The 18,623-nt window shown below is 52.3% G+C and carries 9 protein-coding genes; all 9 read left to right on the top strand.

Annotated elements, in window-relative coordinates; genetic code table 11:
- Positions 1 to 93 precede the first annotated feature (93 nt).
- The 9 genes from QZN53_RS03045 (at position 94) to QZN53_RS03005 (ending at position 18,606) form a co-directional block, all read left to right on the top strand.
- A complete protein-coding gene (locus QZN53_RS03045; RefSeq protein ID WP_163437430.1) occupies positions 94 to 2,184 on the top strand; it encodes a carbohydrate-binding protein in 2,091 nt (696 codons plus the stop codon).
- Between the two features lie 148 nt (positions 2,185 to 2,332).
- On the top strand, positions 2,333 to 3,907 hold the full coding sequence (locus tag QZN53_RS03040) for a sialate O-acetylesterase (protein WP_163437428.1): 1,575 nt from the start codon (positions 2,333 to 2,335) through the stop codon (positions 3,905 to 3,907).
- 168 nt (positions 3,908 to 4,075) lie between these two features.
- A complete protein-coding gene (locus QZN53_RS03035; RefSeq protein WP_163437426.1) occupies positions 4,076 to 5,746 on the top strand; it encodes a sialate O-acetylesterase in 1,671 nt (556 codons plus the stop codon).
- Between the two features lie 354 nt (positions 5,747 to 6,100).
- Complete coding sequence (locus tag QZN53_RS03030; protein WP_163437424.1) at positions 6,101 to 8,422, top strand: family 43 glycosylhydrolase; 2,322 nt, start codon at positions 6,101 to 6,103, stop codon at positions 8,420 to 8,422.
- Between the two features lie 24 nt (positions 8,423 to 8,446).
- Positions 8,447 to 9,946: a carbohydrate binding domain-containing protein gene (locus QZN53_RS03025; RefSeq protein WP_163437423.1), complete on the top strand. Its 1,500-nt coding sequence runs from the start codon at positions 8,447 to 8,449 to the stop codon at positions 9,944 to 9,946.
- A gap of 165 nt (positions 9,947 to 10,111) precedes the next feature.
- Positions 10,112 to 11,935: a carbohydrate-binding protein gene (locus tag QZN53_RS03020; protein ID WP_294651530.1), complete on the top strand. Its 1,824-nt coding sequence runs from the start codon at positions 10,112 to 10,114 to the stop codon at positions 11,933 to 11,935.
- 62 nt (positions 11,936 to 11,997) lie between these two features.
- On the top strand, positions 11,998 to 12,153 hold the full coding sequence (locus tag QZN53_RS03015; RefSeq protein WP_163437421.1) for a hypothetical protein: 156 nt from the start codon (positions 11,998 to 12,000) through the stop codon (positions 12,151 to 12,153).
- 16 nt (positions 12,154 to 12,169) lie between these two features.
- Positions 12,170 to 14,851: a beta-L-arabinofuranosidase domain-containing protein gene (locus tag QZN53_RS03010; protein WP_163437419.1), complete on the top strand. Its 2,682-nt coding sequence runs from the start codon at positions 12,170 to 12,172 to the stop codon at positions 14,849 to 14,851.
- A 164-nt stretch (positions 14,852 to 15,015) separates the two neighbouring features.
- Positions 15,016 to 18,606 carry a fibro-slime domain-containing protein gene (locus QZN53_RS03005; protein WP_163437417.1) on the top strand — a complete coding sequence of 1,197 codons (3,591 nt, stop codon included), beginning with the start codon at positions 15,016 to 15,018 and terminating at the stop codon, positions 18,604 to 18,606.
- Positions 18,607 to 18,623: the final 17 nt, after the last annotated feature.

Genomic DNA, 18,623 nt, shown 5'->3' with positions numbered 1-18,623 from the left:
TGGGGGTGCCCTTCCTTCCGGGAAAAAGCGCTTGATTTTGAAATTACGAGAATGTATTTTAATATCGGGAGTTGTGTTAAAAAGGAGTATAAGATGACAATCCAAAAAATTGCAAAGAGTGTGGGCCTAGCCTTTGGAGTGGTTGGCCTTTGGAGTTCGGCTATGGCCTCGACGGTCAATGTCGACGTAACGGAAGAACACCAGGTCATTCGCGGTTTTGGCGGCATGGTGCATAACCAGTGGCAGGGCGGTGGCGGCCTTTCTGAAGCCGATGCGAAAATTGCCTTTGGTACGGGCGATGGAACACTTGGCCTGAATACGCTGCGTATTCCGGTGTATGCAAACTCCAGTGACTTCAACAAGGAAGTTCAGGCTGCAAAGTATGCAAAAAAATACGCCGGCGACGACTTTATTCTGTATGCGACTCCGTGGACTTCTCCGTATGCGGGCGCAAACCAGCACATGTCTTCTTCGAACTACCAGAAGTACGTGGACCACCTGAACAACTTCAACGATTACATGAAGAACCAGGGCGTTCCCCTGTACGCCATCTCCATCAGTAACGAACCGGACTGGTGCGGCGAATGGGCTTGCTGGAGCGCTGACGAAATCTACAACTTCACCAAGGGCTACGCCGATAAAATGCGCAAGAATGGTGTGAAGGTGATTTCGACGGAATCGTTCCGCTACGACAAGAATCTTTACAACAAGGTCTTGAACGATGCCAATGCCCTCAAGAACTGGGACATTCTCGGTGCGCACTTCTACGCCAGCGACAGAAGGACCGGGGACAACTTCTTCCAGTATTCTTTGGCTGACCAGAAGGGCGTGGAACGCTGGATGACGGAACACTACACCGAAAGCCAGGGCAGCGGTAACTACTGGCGCACGGTTACGAACACGGGCGACCAGGCAAACGCCAACAAGCGCGATACCGTGAACGCCATGGATGTAGCTTACGAAATCCACCGCGCCATGGTTGTGGGCAACTTCAATCAGTACACCTGGTGGTACATCCGTCGTTGCTATGGCCTGATCATGGAAAAGGACTTTGGCAACAAGCTCCAGATTCCGAGCAACGAAATCGGCAAGATTTCTAAGCGCGGTTACGTGATGAGCCAGTTCGCCCGATTCATCCGCCCGGGTGCCGTGCGCGTGGGTGCTACGGCAAATCCCGAGAAGGAAGTTTTTGCCAGTGCTTACAAGAGTTCCGAAGGCGACTCCGTGATTGTGGTGCTCGTGAACCGCGATTACAAGAATTCCAAGACCGTAACGGTTAACGTGAAGGGTGCCGATGTGGAAACATTCCACGTGTACACCACGAGCCAGGCGAAGAATGCCAAGTATGAAGGTGAAGTCGAAGTGAAGAACGGCTCTGTGACTGTCACCCTGGATGCGGGCAGCTCGGAATTCAAGGACTGCATCGTGACGCTCGTGGGCGTGGGAACGCCTGCAGAACCAGTACCGCGCGAACCGTTCGGTGGCAAGGCTGTGGAACTCCCGGGCAAGATCGAAGCCGAAAACTTTGACGTTCCGGGTACCGGCAAGGAAAACAAGACCTATTACGACTCCGATTCCGAAAACCATGCCTGCACCGACGAAGGCAAGACTGCCGAATGCTCCAAGGTTCGTGAAGATACGGGCGTCGATATTTACAAGAAATCCTCTGGCGCTGTCGTGGTGGGCCATAACCAGGCTGGCGAATGGCTCGAATATACCGTGAACGTGAAGGAAGCCGGCGAATATACCATGACCGCTTCTGTCGCGACGGCCAATTCGGATCCGGGCTTTACGCTTTTGATCGATGGAAAGTCCCTTGCCGAGGTTCCGGTTTCTGGTTCCAGCTGGGATGACTTCAAGGATGTCACGGCCAAGGTGACGCTCCCGGCTGGCGAACACATTCTGCGTCTCGAAGTGACGACCTCCTGGTTCGATATCGATTACCTCAAGTTCGAAAAGCCGTGCGAAGACTGCAATACGGGTATCGCCGACGCTCGCCTGAACATGCCGACCGAAACCGAAAGCTACCGCATTTTCGATATGAACGGAAGTTTCCTCGGTGTGGTTTCTGCAACAGACATGCCGGAACTCCGTGCCAATGCGGCTAACCTCGTAAAACGCGGTGGCGCCTACCTGGCCAAGTCCATGAATGGCCGCACCAAGCTCATTCAGGTGACGAAATAAGCCGTTTTTAAGCGAAATTTTGCAGAAAATCCCGGATTGTATCCGGGATTTTTCGTTTGTTGACGGTTTGTCCATAGAACATGTGCCTTGGGGGCAGAAAAAGGGTGCTTTTGAGGATAGTTTTAGAGTATTGCAAAAGGAGTGTGAAATGGATATCAAGAAGATTTCCGAGTTTTTGACCCCGGCCCTTTGGCTTGCGGGCGGGCTGGTGATGCTTGCGACAATTGCAAACGCGGCACCGGACCCGAATTTTCACATTTACATTGCGTATGGCCAGTCCAACATGGAAGGCAATGCCACGAACTTTGACAAGAATGTCGACGGTAAGGAACATCCGCGCGTAAAGATGTTCGCAACGACGTCTTGCAGCAACCTCGGTCGCCCGACAGTGGGCGAGATGTACCCAGCAGTGCCTCCGATGTTCAAGTGCAACCAGGGCCTTTCTCCGGCAGACTGGTTTGGCCGCCACATGGCAGACTCCTTGCCCGATGTGACAATCGGTATTATTCCGGTGGCGCAGGGTGGCACGAGTATCCGCTTGTTCGACCCCGATGACTACAAGGCCTATATTGCATCTGCTGCCGACTGGCTCAAGAGCGGCGTGAAGGCTTACGGTAACGACGGTAACGCCATGGGCCGAATCATCGAAGTCGCGAAGAAGGCCCAGGAAAAGGGCGTGATCAAGGGTATCATTTTCCACCAGGGCGAAACCGATGGCGGCATGAGCAACTGGGAACAGATTGTCAAGAAGACTTACGAATACATGCTCGCGCAGCTGGGCCTTAAAGCCGAAGAAACCCCGTTTGTCGCCGGCGAAATGGTGGATGGCGGTTCTTGCGCGGGCTTTAACAGCCGTGTGCACAATCTTTCCAAGTACATCGTCAACTTTGGCGTGGCAAGCTCCAAGGGCTACGGAAGCAAGGGCGACGGCCTCCACTTTACCGTAGAAGGCTACCGCGGCATGGGTCAGCGTTACGCTCAGGAAATGCTCAAGCTCATTAACGTAGCGCCAGTGGATCCTGAACCGCAGACTCCGTTCAAGGGAGAAGCTCTTGCGATTCCGGGCAAGATTGAAGTCGAAGATTTCGATATTCCGGGTAAGGGCCGGAACGAAGACGGTTCCACTAACGATTCTTACGGCGACGATAGTGAAAACCACGGCGATTCCGACTACCGCAAGGATACCGGCGTAGACCTTTACAAGAAGGCTACCGGAATTGCTGCCGGTTACAACACTACCGGCGACTGGCTCGAATGGACGGTCAATGTTGCCGAAGCTGGCGATTACACCGCTGCCGCTTCTGTCGCTACCGAAGGTGAAGGCGCCTTTACGCTTTCTATCGACGGCAAGTCCATTGGCGAATTTACGGTCACGGGTTCTAGCTACGATGATTTCACCGAAGTCAAGCAGAAGGTGACTCTTCCGGCCGGTAAGCATATTCTGCGCTTGGATGTGACGCAGCAGTACTTTGATATCGACTACTTCAAGTTTGAAAAGGACTGCGCCGATTGCGGTACCAAGATTGCCGATGTCCGCCTGAACATGCCGACCGAAGCCGAAAACTTCCGCCTTTTCGACATGAACGGTACCTATCTTGGCGTGGTCCGCGCAACGGGCAAGGCGGAACTCCGCAAGAATGCCGCAAGCTTGGTCAAGCGTGGAGGATCCTACATGGCGAAGTCCATGAGTGGCCGCACGATGATGATTCAGGTGGCAAAATAGGCCTATTTTACCCTAGTTGTCAGCTAAAGTTTACAAAAGGATTGGGAAAACCCCGGAATGTTTCCGGGGTTTTGCATTTGTTGACTATTTATCCATAAATTTTGGCGTTTTTCGCGTGAAATCGGCGTTTTTTGAGGATAATTTTAGGGTATTGCAAAGGAGTGTGTTATGGACCTTAAAAAAGTCTCTGAATTTTTAACCCCGGCCCTGTGGCTTGTTGGCGGGCTCATGATGCTTGCGTCGCTTGCCAATGCTGCGCCGAACCCCAATTTCCATATTTATATCGCTTACGGCCAGTCGAACATGGCGGGTAACGGCGAAATCGTGCCTTCCGTGGACCAGGCCACGAATCCCAAGAATTTCCTTATGCTCGCTTCGCACAACGCCAACGCAAGCCAGCGTAGCGGCAAGACGACTCAGTCGATCAAGACGGGCGAATGGTACCCCGCAATCCCGCCGATGTTCCACCCCTTTGAAAACCTTTCTCCGGCAGACTACTTCGGCCGCGCCATGGTCGATTCCCTGCCGGGCGTTACCGTGGGTATTATCCCGGTGGCTATCGGTGCGGTGAGCATCAAGGCTTTTGACAAGGACCAGTACAAGGCTTATTTCAGTTCTGCGGCAAGCTACATCCAGAGCTGGGCAAAGGACTACGATTCTAACCCCTACCAGAGAATTGTGGACCTGGGCAAGAAGGCTAAGGAAGTAGGCGTGATCAAGGGCTTTATTTTCCACCAGGGTGAAACCGATGGCGCTGGTACCGAATGGCAGAACAATGTGTACAAGACCTACAAGGACATTATCAACGCTCTTGATTTGGACGAAAACGAAGTTCCGTTTGTTGCTGGCGAAATGATGAATGACCCCACGGGTAACTCTGGCCAGGGTAGCTGCTGCAGCAGCAAGAACAGCGGCATTGCCCAGCTGAAGAGCAAGTTCAAGAAGTTTGGTTTGGCCTCTTCTCAGGGCCTGAAGGGTAACGGCAAGGACCCCTACCACTTTGGCCGCGAAGGCGTGATTGAACTCGGCAAGCGCTACTGCTCCGAAATGCTCAAGCTCATCGACAAGACCATTGACCCGGATGCACCGGAAGTGAACTTGGTTGACCCGAGCCAGTCTACCGTACCGGACGAACCGCCTGAGGAATATGGCCCGTATGGCGAAGCCCCTGCAAAGATTCCGGGCACCATCGAAGTTGAAGAATACAACAAGGGCGGTGCCGACAAGGGTTACTCCGATTTGAGCAAGGGTAACGAAGGCGGCAAGTTCCGCAAGAACGACGTGGATATTTACCAGCCGAACATGGGCTTGGTCGTGGGCCACTGCCAGAAGGGCGAATGGCTCAAGTATACCGTGAAGGTGGAAGCCGATGGCGAATACGAAATTTCTGCACTCGTTGCAGGCGACAATGGCACCGGTAGCTTTGCCCTCTACATGGACGACAACCAGATCGGTACCGAAATCGCTAACGAAGGCCAGGGCTTTGATAACTTTACCACGGTAAGCGGCGGCAAGGCTACCTTGAAGGCCGGCGAACACGAACTCAAGCTCGAAATCACCAACGACTGGATCGATATCGACTACGTCGAATTCAAGAAGGTTGAAAACAACACCGCTATTGCAGGCAAGTTGAACCTGATGACCGAAGCCGAAAGCAGCTTCAACCTGTTCGACATGCACGGCAAGCGCGTGGCAAGCTTCAAGGCCGCTGGCATGGATGCCGCAGTCAAGATGGTCAAGACCGGTTCTGTGGCTGACCTGAAGCAGGGTATTTACTACGTGCGCACCAAGGGTAACCAGGGTGCCATGAAACAGAAGGTCGTGGTTTATGAAAAATAATGAAATAACGATTGTCAAGCAGATTGCGTTCTTCTCGGTAGTCGTAGTTGTGCTTGGATTTTTATACGGTTAGGACTTAAACTCTCTCTCTTTTGAATTCACCCCTGATTGCAAAATCAGGGGTTTTTACTTTGAAATAAAGGGCAATCCCTTTTGACGCCTTTGGCGTCCGCGGCTGCGGCTCGGTCATGGGCATTCAAGCAGGCTTGATGCCCGCGACACTCGCCTTGCGCGCTTTTGACAATTTGTCAAAGGATAATGAAGGGGAGGGGGGGATTTTACCCCGTTTTTAGGGTAATTTTACTATGAAGAAATTTGCATGGGCGGTGGTGCGCCCTCGAAAGGAGTAATATTATGGGATGGCTAAAAGGTTTGGGCATTGCCCTTTTCAGTTCTTGTGCAGTTTACGCTGTAACAGTCAACAATCCGATTATGTACGTCGATAGCCCGGACCCCTCGATTGTCCGCGTTGACGACGCTTATTACATGGTGACGACGACCATGCACTTTGCCCCGGGCGTGCCCGTCTTCAAGAGCACGGATTTGGCCCAGTGGCGCACGGTGGGGTATGCCTACCAGACTCTCACCAATAACAACAAGATGAACTTGAATGGCGATGATGCCTACGGTAAGGGCTCCTGGGCATCGAGCATCCGTTACCACAAGGGATTTTTCTACGTGCTGACCCCGTCTTACACGACGGGCAAGACGCACCTTTACAAAACCGCCGACGTGGAAAGTGGCCAGTGGTCCGAAGTGCAGCTCCCGTTCTACCACGATCCTTCTCTGTTCTTCGATGACGACGGCACCGTGTGGGTGTTTTACGGCAGCGGCGACCAGATCAGCTATGTGCAGTTGAATGACGATGCGAGCGGCGTCAAGCAGGGCGGCAAGAGCGGCAAGCTTGGCGGTGTGAGCGTGAACCAGGCAACCGGTAAGAGCGGCTATATTGTGCAGCAGGAAGGCTCGCACATGGAAAAGGTGAACGGCGAATACTACCTGTTCACGATTTCCTGGCCGAATGGCTCCTGCCGTACCGAAGTGGTTTACCGTTCCAAGAGCCTGCTTTCGGGCTATACCGGTAGGGTGTTCTTGGCCGATAACGGCGTTGCGCAGGGTGGCATTTTCGATACTCCCGAGGGCAAGTGGTATGCACTTTTGTTCCGCGATTCCGGCCCGGTTGGCCGTATGTCGCACCTGGTCCCGATGGAATGGAAGGACGGCTGGCCGGTCCCGACTAGCGGCTCCAAGGCTCCCTCCACAATTGACTTGCCCGAAACTCCGCTCCCGGGCTACGGCATGGTGACTTCTGATGACTTTGAATCTAGTGAACTTGCTCTCGAATGGCAGTTCAACCATAACCCCGATAACAAGAACTGGAGCCTCTCCGCAAATCCGGGCTTCTACCGCATTACTACGAGTCGCACCGATAGCCGCGTGGTGACTGCGAAGAACACCTTGACACAGCGTTCCTTTGGCCCCAAGAGCTCCGGCAGGACTCTTGTCGATGGCACCGGCATGAAGGATGGCGATATGGCTGGCCTCGTTGCCCTGCAGGACGACAAGGGCTTTGTGGCGCTCGCTAAAGATGGCGGTAGCTACAAGGTGGTGATGTACACCGGAAACAAGAATGGTGAAAGCCTGAAGGATAGCAAGGCGATTTCTGGTTCCAAGGTTTACCTGCGAATTGATTTTGACTTGCCGATTGACCGCGGCACCGCCTACTTCTACTACAGTACCGATGGCAATACTTGGTCAAAAATCGGTAGCGACGTGAAGCTCAATTACGACCTCCACATGTTCGTGGGCGTCCGTTGGGGCCTCTTCAACTTTGCGACCAAGCAGGCCGGTGGTTACGCAGACTTTGATTGGTTCAAGGTCGGTACCGACGTGAACGATGAAATTTATCTCGATGGCGCTGGCTCTGAACCTGTTCCGCAGACTCCGTTCTGCGCTGCTGGTGAAAATTGCCCTGCCGTTGCGCTCCCGGGCAAGATCGAAGCAGAAAACTTCGACGTTCCGGGCAAGGGTAAAGATGGCACCTCTTACTATGACGCCGATTCCGAAAACCACGGCGATAGCGATTACCGCAAGGGCACGGGCGTTGACCTTTACAAGAAGGCGACCGGCGTCATTGTGGGCTACAACAGCGAAGGCGACTGGCTCGAATACACCGTGAACGTAAAGGATGCAGGTGATTACACCATGTTCGCGGCTGTTGCTGCGGCTGGCTCTACCTCGAGCTTCAAGCTCTCCTTGGATGGCAAGGACATTACCGAAGAAATCGCGGTGCCGGCAGCAAGCTCCGGCGAAGAGAATTACGACGATTACAACAAGGTGAAGGCCAATGTAACGCTCCCTGCGGGCGAACATGTGCTCCGCTTTACGGTTACTGGCGCCTGGCTCGATATTGACTACTTCACATTCGTGAAGGGCGCAAACGCTACGGACCCGGAACCGATTGATCCGACGGGTATCGCAAATGCAGTGCGCTACGATGTGCAGGCCGAACAGGTTTACCGCGTGTATGGCCTGAACGGAAACTTTGTGGGCTCCGTGTTTGCGACAAGTGCAAGCGAGGCTCAGTCTAAGGTGCGCGCCATGGTTTCGGAAAAGGGCGTGTACCTGATTAGAGCGAAGAATGGGATGGTTCATCGCTTTACGGTAACGAAGTAAGGACCCATAAAAAAGGAGCGAAGGATGTTTGGTTTCAAAAATTTGGGCAAGGTGGTGCTTGCCTTTGCAAGTGTTGCGCTGCTTACGGGTCATGCTGTTGCTGACAACATCACAGTTGACGGAAAATCCCGCAGCATGCTCGTGTATGCTCCGTCGGGAATCGAAAAGAATCGCCCGCTCATCATTCAGATGCACGGCATGAACCAAGATGCCCCCTACCAGAAGAATGCGGCGAAGTGGGAATCCATTGCCGATACCGCGCGCTTTGTGGTGGTGTTCCCCAACGGCGAAAATAAGGCCTGGGACATCGGTGGCAATAAAGACATCAATTTTATCAAGGCCATCATCAACGAGATGTTCAACAAGTACGGCATTGATAAAAACCGTGTGTACGTTTCGGGATTTTCGATGGGTGGCATGATGAGTTACCATGTGGCAAACAAGATGGGCGACCAGATTGCGGCTATTGCGCCTGTTTCGGGTGGCGGTGGCGTGAATTCGCCCAAGCGCGCCATGCCGATTATGCATACGCACGGTACCACCGACGACGTGGTGAATTATAACAGCACCGTGAATACCCTGAAGGGCTGGGTCAATGCGCAAAAATGCTCCAGCAATTCGCAGAAGATCAAGCCGTATCCGTCGACCAAGCCGGGCTCTGCCGCATCGCTTGAAATCTGGAGCGGCTGCACCGATGGTGTCGAAGTGCGCTTGCTGACTATTGATGGCAAGGGCCACTGGTATTCCATGGACGAAGCCGTGAGCGTGAACACGAGCGTGGAAATCTGGAATTTTGTGAAGAACTATTCGCTGGACGGTTCTAGCATTACGCCGCCGGCCCCTGCGATTGTCGTGCCCACGAACCGCGAAGAAGTCTTTAACGGTGGCTTTGATTCGAGCGCCGTGGCCTGGGACTTGCAGACGCATGGTGACGCTCAGGCTACCGGCGATGCAAAAGATGGCAAGTACAAACTCGATATTTCGGCAATCGGCACACAGAATTACCAGGTGCAGCTGATCCAGCACGACTTGCGCCTTGTAAAGGACCAGTGGTACGAGGTAAGCTTTGATGCAGTCGCAAGCGCTGCCCGCACGCTCGAAGTGAACGTGGAACAGCATACCGATCCGTGGGCTAGCTACCTCAAGGAAAAGCAGAACTTTGAAATTGGTACTGATACCAAGAACTTCAAGTTTAAATTCCAGATGACAGCCGCTACCGATACCAACAGCCGCTTAAGCTTTAATGCAGGCGCTGCGACGGGTTCGCTCACCTTGGATAATGTGGTACTTAAAAAGACCGATGCTCCGACGGATCCGGAATTGACTGGCATTGCACCGAAAATGGGCTCGGTTGTTACTGCTACCGCCGAATATGCGGTATATAGCCTCTCCGGCAAACGCCTCGGAACGGTGAAAATTCGCCATGCGACGGAAACGGAGACTTTGTTGAAGGCCAAATTCGGGAAGGGCGTCTACATGCTCCGTAGCGAGAACGGCAAAAAGACCTTGTTTCATGTTAAATAAAAATGGTCGCTTTTACCGGTAAAAATTGCTGAAATTCGCTTAAATTCGCAAATAATATGACAAACGGCATTGACAAATAGTCAATGCCGTTTTGCTTTTCTGGGTGAGTTTTCCCTTTTTTTGGGAATATTTTTAAGGTGTAAATATCATCATGGAGAGATGAAGATGTTTGGTTTAAAAAAATGCTCGCTCGGCGGGGCAGTTGCCCTTGCCTTCTGTGGTTTGACCTCTCAGGCTTTTGCGCATCCGGATAGTTTGGTGCTTACGCCCCCGCTGGGGTGGAACAGCTGGAACGTGTTCCACGAAAACATCAACGAAAAGCAGATTCAGGAAATCGCCGATGCCATGGTGTCTTCTGGCTTGAAGGACGCGGGCTACATTTACCTGAACCTCGACGACAACTGGATGGATACCAAGCGCGATGCGCAAGGCAACCTCCAGAATAATCCGAAAACCTTCCCGAGCGGCATGAAGGCCATTGCCGATTACGTGCATGCGAAGGGCCTTAAGTTCGGCCTTTACGGCGACCGTGGCAAACGTACTTGCCACCATTACAACAGCAAATGGGATAGCCAGAGCGGTTCCAACGGTCACGAAGAACAGGATGCCAAGAAACTCGCCGAATGGGGTGTCGACTACTGGAAGTACGACAACTGCGATTCTGACCCGAATACCCAGGAAAAAGATTACACCGCCATGTCCAAGGCCCTCCGCAATTCCGGACGCGACATCGTGTTCAGCATTTGCATGTGGGAATACAAGGAGTGGATGCCAAAAATTGCGAACCTCTGGCGTACCACTTTCGACATTGGCCCTGAATGGATTTCGACTTCTTGGTATCGCGGCGTCTATGAAATTATCGACGCGAACAACAAGTATTGGCAGATTGCAAAGCCCGGCCACTGGAATGACCCGGACATGCTCGAAGTGGGCAACAGGGGGCTCTCTTACGAAGAACAGCGCTCCCAGATGACGATGTGGTCCATTATGGCGGCTCCCATCATGATCAGTTCCGATGTTCGCAGCATGAGCAACGAAACCAAGGAACTCTACCTGAACAAGGACATGATTGCCATCAACCAGGATTCTTTGGGCGTTCAGGGCCACCGCATCTCTGACAAGCAGGGTAAGCAGGTTTGGACTAAGCCTTTGAAGAATGGCGACCTTGCCGTGGCACTCCTCAATAACAACAATTCTACCCAGACTGTGGAATGCAACTTTGCAGACATTGGCGTAGAAGGCGAAGTGGAAGTTCGCGATGCCTGGAAAAAGAAGGATTTGGGCCCGCTTTCGCACGTTTCTATCGAACTTCCGGCTCACGGCTCGGCACTCCTCCGCTTGGTTTTAAAGCCGGTTCCGCGCGCTCCGTTCAAGGGCGAAGCTCTCGCTATTCCGGGCAAGATCGAAGTCGAAGATTTCGACATTAACGGCGTAGGCCAGGGCAACACCACCTACAACGAAAGCGATACCGAAAACCACGGTGATTCTGACTACCGCCCGGGTACCGGCGTGGACCTTTACAAGAAGGCTACCGGCGTTATCGTTGGCTACAACCAGGCTGGCGAATGGCTCGAATACACCGTGAAGGTGGCAAAGACCGGAACTTACACGATGAACGCCTCCGTGGCTTCTGCCAACAGCACGTCAAGCTTCAAGCTCTCCATGGACGGCAAGGGCATTACCGAAGAAATCGCAGTGCCTGCAGCAACCGCCGGTGAAGACAACTATGACGAATACAATACGGTCGAAGCCAAGGTGAGCCTCACCGAAGGCGAACACATTCTCCGCTTTACGGTAACCGGCGACTGGATGGACATTGACTATATCGAGTTCTGTGAAGGCGAAAGTTGCAACCCGATGGGCCTGCACAAGGCAATCCCCGCGGCTGTGCGCAACACCAATTCTCCGCGCCTGCTCAAGAAGGGCAATGCCATGTTCATCGAAAAGAACGGCCAGCGCTTTGACCTGACGGGTCACCGCATCAAGTAATTTGCTACTCCAAAATACTCCTAAGAAAAAGAGGCTCCGCTAGCGATAGCGGGGCTTTTTTTATGCGTCTCACTCGCGTTGTTGTCGCGTTTTGTTGGCATCGTTTTTGCGACTTGATTACATCTTTGACTATTGAAATTTCTGCAAAGGTATTTGGCTTTGAAGGGATGAAAATCGTTGGTGCAAGATATAATTTTATAAAGGATAAATTGGTTTAAAAAAGGATGGTATAAGATGTTTGGAATCAATACAAAAAAAATCGCTTGCGTTACCCTTGCTGTGGTAGGAGGTCTCGTCACTCAAGGGTATTCGCAAGACGTTCTTTATCCTGATATGTTCGCGTTGAACGAAGTTCAACTGCTTGACGGTCCGTTAAAAGAACGCCAAGACTTGAACGTTGAAACCCTGCTGAGTTACGACGTGGACCGCCTTCTGGCGCCGTTCTACGAAGAAGCGGGCATGCGGCCGAAAGCATCCAAGTTCCCGAACTGGGCTGGTTTGGACGGGCATGTGCTCGGGCATTACCTGAGTGCACTTGCGATGCATTACGCCGACAATGACGACATTCAGGTTAAAGAACGGTTGGAATATGTCTTGAAAGAACTCAAAACCATTCAGGACCAGAATTCCAAGGACAATAACTTCAAGGGCTACATTAGCGGCGTGCCCAACGGCAAAAAGATGTGGCTCAGCATGAAGAGCGGAAATGCCGGCGCCCAGAATGGTTATTGGGTGCCGTGGTACAACATTCACAAGCTTTACGCGGGCCTGCGCGATGCCTACATTTATGCAGGCTATGAACAGGCTAAGACCATGTTCCTTGCGCTTTGTGACTGGGGCCTTACAATTACGGGCGGCCTCAACGATTCCAAGATGGAATCTATGCTAGGCACGGAACATGGCGGCATGGCCGAAGTCTACGCCGACGCTTACGCGCTCACCAAGCAGGACAAGTACTTGAAAGAGGCTAAGCGCTGGTCGCACAAGTGGCTTTTGAACGCCATGGCGGCAAGTAACGACAACCTCACCAATGTGCATGCGAATACGCAGGTGCCGAAAGTCGTGGGCTTTGCGCGCGTTGCCGAACTCACGAATGACGCAACATATGTAAAGGGCTCTGAATATTTCTGGGATCGTGTGGTCAACAAACGAAGCATCGCCATTGGTGGCAACAGCATTTCGGAACATTTCCCCTCTTTCGATAATCACAAAAAGTATGTGGAAGAACGCGAAGGACCGGAATCATGCAACACCTACAACATGCTCAAGCTCACGGAACGCCTGTTCAATATGGACCATAGCGCCAAGCAGGCGGATTTCTATGAACGCGCGCTCTTTAACCATATTTTATCCACAATACATCCAAAACATGGCGGGTACGTGTACTTCACTCCTGCACGTCCCCGCCATTACCGCGTGTATTCCAAGGTGAATGCGGCTATGTGGTGTTGCGTGGGTTCGGGCATGGAAAACCCGGCCAAGTACAACCAGTTTATTTACACCAAAGACGGCGACAAGCTTTACGTGAACCTCTTTGCCGCATCCATCTTGAATTGGAAGGCGAAGAACGTGCAAATCAAGCAAGAGACCGCATTCCCGAAGGGTGAAAGTTCCAAGTTCACCGTTACAGGCTCCGGCTCTTTCGATATGCAGATTCGTCACCCGTACTGGGTCAAGGAAGGCGAATTCAAGGTGATCGTTAACGGTGACACTGTGGTGAAAAAGTCTGACCCGTCGAGCTACGTGTCGGCCGGAAAATCCTGGAAGACTGGCGATGTGATCGAAGTGCTTTACCCGATGTACACGCATGTCGAAGAATTGCCCAACGTGTCGGACTACGTGGCGCTTTTGCATGGCCCGATCGTGCTTTCTGCAAAAACGGGAACCGCAAACCTGAACGGCCTCGTGGCCGATGACGGTCGCTGGAGCCATATTGCCTCGGGCGCGCTCGAATCGCTTGACCAGGCCCCCATGCTTGCGAGCAAGAAAGAAGATATTCCCTCGAAGCTAGAACCTGTCAAGGGCGAACCCCTGCACTTTAAGGCCCCCTACCTGTTTGCAAACAAGAAAGACGGCGGCCTGCTTCTGGAACCCTTCTACGAAGTGCATGACGCCCGTTACATGATGTATTGGATGGTGCTTACGGACCCCTCGATTCTGGAACGCCTGAAAAAGGAACAAGAAGAAGCCCTGGCGCTCGACGAAAAGACGGTCGATAAGGTGGCTCCTGGTGAGCAACAGCCTGAAGTGGATCACCAGATGAAGACCGAAAATACGACCTCTGGTACGGCAAACGGTGAATTCTACCGCGATGCAGGTAAGTGCAATGCGGGCGACGGTGGCATGATCAGCTACGTGCTCGAAACCAATAGCGAAGATTCCTTGAGCCTGATGGTTCGCTATTGGGGCAACGAATCCTGCTCCCGTACCTTTGATATCATGATCGATGGCGAAAAGCTCGCGACCGAAAGCATCGAAGGCAAGTGGAACAAGAAGGAATTCGTGAACGAAGTCTATGCGATTCCCGATGCCATGGTCAAGGGCAAAAAGGAAATCCGCGTGACGTTCAAGGCGGGTGCCGGCAACATGGTGGGTGGCCTTTATGGCGTGCGCCTGCTGCGCAACAAGCCTAAGCCGGAACCGACGACGTTCGTTGCGAAACCGGTCACTCGCCCTGATTTGAAGGCCCGCGTTTATGGCGGAGAATTGCAGATCGATGCCGGTACGGTGCTTTCGCAGGGCTATACCGCCAGAATCTTCAGCATGAACGGTCGCTTGGTAAAATCGCAGGCGCTTGCGGCGGGGCAATCCAGCTTCAGCATCGGCCTTGGCGACATGCAAAACGGCATGTACATTTTGAAGATCCAACGCGACGGCTTTAGCTACGGCACGACGATTTTCAGAAAAGACCGGTAAAATTGAGAACATTTCGCGGAATTTGAGAACATGAATTCTGCGAAATGCTGAGTTTTGTGTTTAAATCTGTTAAATTTTAGTTAAATTAAGATATTGTACTGATATAGAGCTATATTTACCATATAAAATTTGAGAACATTAAAAAGGTTCTCCGGGATGGATATATGGTAAATTGGGCGAATAAGTTCAAAATGGCGGCCTTGGCCGCCGCTTTGGGTACAGGCGTTGCCTCGGCAGAAAAGACAGTGGTGTTCTTTACGCCGTGGTCGAATACCAATGCAGTCTTGTTCATGGACGGCGATTCCGTGGCGACAATGACTGCGCTAGACAATTACTGCGGTTGGTTCAAGGCGACCATCGACGCACCCGAAAAGAATTTCAACGTCTACTTCAAGCAGACCGTTGGCCTGCATTACGTGGGCGCCGAAGGCGTGGTGACCGAAGAACCCATGACCGCGGGCGAAATATCGCTCGATTCCGTGGCCGCGCTTTCGGACACCATTTGGGTGCAGGGCTACAAGACCGACGTCCCGGCGCAGTTTTCGAGCTACCCTGGCGTACTCGGCGATTGCCCGCTCAAAAAAATTCCCGTGACCGTTTACGACTGGCTGCACGGAACCAAAGGCGACGGCGACGGTAGCGGCAAAAATGGTGACCCCGCAAACGGAGTCAGTGCCGACTTTGGTTCGGGCGGATGTTCCGGCAAGGACAAGGCCGTCACAGGCATGGTCGAATACAATCTCGGCGAAAACGGAGTCCCCGTACGCGCAGACCCGTTCCCCGAAAAATGCAAGATTACGGAACATCTCGACAGTTGGTTCTTGCCCGAAGTCATCGCCAAAGATGACGAAGGCAACGAGTATACCAACATGACTTGCCGCGACCTTTACGTGTCTATGGACGACGAAGGATTCTGGCTTGCTGAAGTTTCCAAAGACCAGATTTCTAAAGGCAACGAGGCCAATTCGGACGGCATGTTCCTGCTGGACGATTTTGAATTTCTCGACGAAGCGAAGACGGTTCCGAACCCTTATTACGACCAACTGAAGGGAACAAAAATCGGAAAGCATAACTTCGGTTATGCCGCAAAAATCCAGGCGACTTTTGAATACGTTCCGGGGCAGTATTTTGATTTTTACGGCGACGACGATGTGTGGGTATTTATCGACCACCGCCTAGCTGTAGACATTGGCGGGCAGCACGGTCAGGTAGCGGGCGCTGTGGATCTCGATACCATCGGACAGAACACAGGCGACAAGCTTGTTCCCGGCAAAATCTACGACTTCCATATTTTCTATGTGGAACGTCATACGGGCTCTTCGAATTTCCGCATGCGCACCTCGATTGATTTGCAGGTCGATGCGTCAATCTTCTTGTCGTCGGACAATCGCGACGGCGGCACCACTTACGAAGTCTGGCAGATAAACAAGAAGAACAAGCTTTCTTGCAACTTTGATGCAAATTCTACCGAGCTCGATACGACCGGTGGCGTGTCTACCTTCAAGCTTACGGGCGGAAACCTCGCGGGGCCGGAAATTCTGGGCATTGGCACCCATTACGAAGGTATCAAGATTACGAGCGATTCTACGTTCTCTATTGACTCTGCGGCGATTGTTTCTAGCTTTGCGCTTGCCCCCGGCCATTACTTTTTAGAGATCACGCTCAAGGCGGACCCGAGTCAAATGGTGAAGGTCGAAATTACGGTGCCCTCTTATTCTGTGCCGAGTGTCGCGTTTGCAAAAGAAGACTGGACGATTCTCGGTAAAGAGGTTTCGGGCGACACCGCCCAAATTGGCCCCTGGGCGTATGCGACTTACCAGGTGAACATTACCTTCTTTGAAGAATGGGCGAAGGTCAACAATTACAACCGCAAGATTAACCTTTCTTTCTCGAACCCGGATATCGATATTTTAGATACGGTGGGCGGCAAGAAAATCAATGCCGTGACTCTCGACGAAAACGGTCGCGCCACGTTCTACGTACATGCGAATTCCCCTGTGTCGGGCGTGAACCTTACGGCCAAGGGCGCTGCAGCGGGTGTTTCGGTGTGGAGCAACTTGAAATTTGCCGAACCGCCTGCACCCCGTGTAGAACGCGCCATTGTGGTAGATAGAAACGGTGACGGCCGTGCAGATAGTTTGTATGTGCATTTCGAGCACTCTATCATGGGCAATAGCCGACTTGATTCGATCCAGTTTACCTTTGGCGAATCGTTCCAACCGACATCGAAATTCAAGGTGATAAACGAAACCGATATCGCAATCACGGCCGAAGACATGACCGGCGAAGGTTGCAGCAAAAGCGTTTGCGGCTTTGGCAGCAGGCAATTTACGGGTGATGCGTCTGGTGCGTACACGGGATCTTTGAACAACTGGTTCACCTACAAAAACGAAGGCGAAGTTAGCAACTTCTACATCGAAAATGAACCGGTAAGCGATGGCGTTGGCCCCATTATTCTTGCGGCTTCGAAAACCGAAAACAAAGACGGGAATAGATTTTTGAACATTACCTTTAGCGAAGCGATTACAGATGAATCCAGGGCCGCCTTTGCCGAGATGTTTGAATTCACCTGCATACGTTCGGGTTCGAATCAGGTGCCGGAAAAGCCTGTATTGCAGAGCGGTTTGGGTACGCAAATGATGCTGGTTTATGCCGTAAGCGAAATGGATGCGGTGCTCCCGAATGCCGGGGACATGATCCGCTTTGCGCCTCGCGGCTCCGCACGTGATTTGGTCGGCAATGCGCCGCATGCCGAAAACCCGTGGGTCGTAATTACCGGAAACCAGGACCTCGGCGTAGAAAATCCGGGCGTTGTCGCTCTCGGCGAAGACCCGTACGACATCATCAAGAATAATTCCGTAACGCAGCCAAAACTCATAACGGGCACAACGCAGACTGCCCAGCAGATTGCGGATTCCCTGGGCGTGCAAGGGTCGCTTCTTGATTTCGATATCGCAAAAATCATGGTGGAGCAAACGAAAAATGCGGTCGATGCTCTTGAAATCTTTGTCAAGTCGCGCATCGGGAGCGAAACCGATTACGACACGACCATTACGAGCATTAGCGAACAAGAAGCGCTTGCGCAATTGTTCAACGATATCCGCGTGAATCTGTTAGACACGTCGTACGGATTTAGCGAACAGACCATCAATGGAATCTTGGACGGCTCCATTACCGAAGAAAACTACAAGAACTTTGTGGGCGAACAGGAACTTGGCGTGATTGCGACCATGACCGAAGCCAATATCGATGCAAGCCGCGACACGACCATTACCATAGGCGGCGTTACAACGGTAACGCAGGGCGACTTGTTTGAATTGATTCGCAGCGGAAAACTGGATGCCGAACTCGCCGAGGCGGGCGTGAGCGAAAAACTGGTCGAGGCAATCAAGCGTGGCGATGTGACCGAATACAACCTCGAAGAATACCGCAGCGGCGAAAAGACGATTGTCGCCGACAATGCAGTCGAACTTTACTACCGCACGCATTATTTTAGCCAATTTGGCCAGTATGTGGGCGGAACGTCGGGTTCCATCAAGTGTTCCGACAAAGAAGTGTACGGCGACGAAGGCTGCCTCAAAAACAAGGGGAAAGTGTTCCTGGCCTGGAACATGCGCTCCAAAAACGGGCGTTTGGTGGGTACAGGCGTCTATATTGCGCGTCTCGAAGTCAAAATTGTGGTAGACGGCAAGAATACGGTGCACCGCACGCACGATTACCTATGGGGCGTACGCCGCGGAAAATCGGGTTTTTAACTTCCCATTGACATTAT

The organism is uncultured Fibrobacter sp. (genome assembly GCF_900316465.1).
In the GTDB taxonomy this organism is placed as follows: domain Bacteria; phylum Fibrobacterota; class Fibrobacteria; order Fibrobacterales; family Fibrobacteraceae; genus Fibrobacter.
The sequence above is the reverse complement of the archived record's forward strand: the minus strand, read 5'-3'. Positions and strand labels throughout refer to the sequence as shown.

Coding starts and splice junctions, on each gene's coding strand:
- QZN53_RS03030 (WP_163437424.1), top strand. CDS start 6,101: ATGGGATGGCTAAAAGGTTTGGGCATTGCCCTTTTCAGTTCTTGTGCA.
- QZN53_RS03040 (WP_163437428.1), top strand. CDS start 2,333: ATGGATATCAAGAAGATTTCCGAGTTTTTGACCCCGGCCCTTTGGCTT.
- QZN53_RS03020 (WP_294651530.1), top strand. CDS start 10,112: ATGTTTGGTTTAAAAAAATGCTCGCTCGGCGGGGCAGTTGCCCTTGCC.
- QZN53_RS03005 (WP_163437417.1), top strand. CDS start 15,016: ATGGTAAATTGGGCGAATAAGTTCAAAATGGCGGCCTTGGCCGCCGCT.
- QZN53_RS03035 (WP_163437426.1), top strand. CDS start 4,076: ATGGACCTTAAAAAAGTCTCTGAATTTTTAACCCCGGCCCTGTGGCTT.
- QZN53_RS03010 (WP_163437419.1), top strand. CDS start 12,170: ATGTTTGGAATCAATACAAAAAAAATCGCTTGCGTTACCCTTGCTGTG.
- QZN53_RS03015 (WP_163437421.1), top strand. CDS start 11,998: ATGCGTCTCACTCGCGTTGTTGTCGCGTTTTGTTGGCATCGTTTTTGC.
- QZN53_RS03045 (WP_163437430.1), top strand. CDS start 94: ATGACAATCCAAAAAATTGCAAAGAGTGTGGGCCTAGCCTTTGGAGTG.
- QZN53_RS03025 (WP_163437423.1), top strand. CDS start 8,447: ATGTTTGGTTTCAAAAATTTGGGCAAGGTGGTGCTTGCCTTTGCAAGT.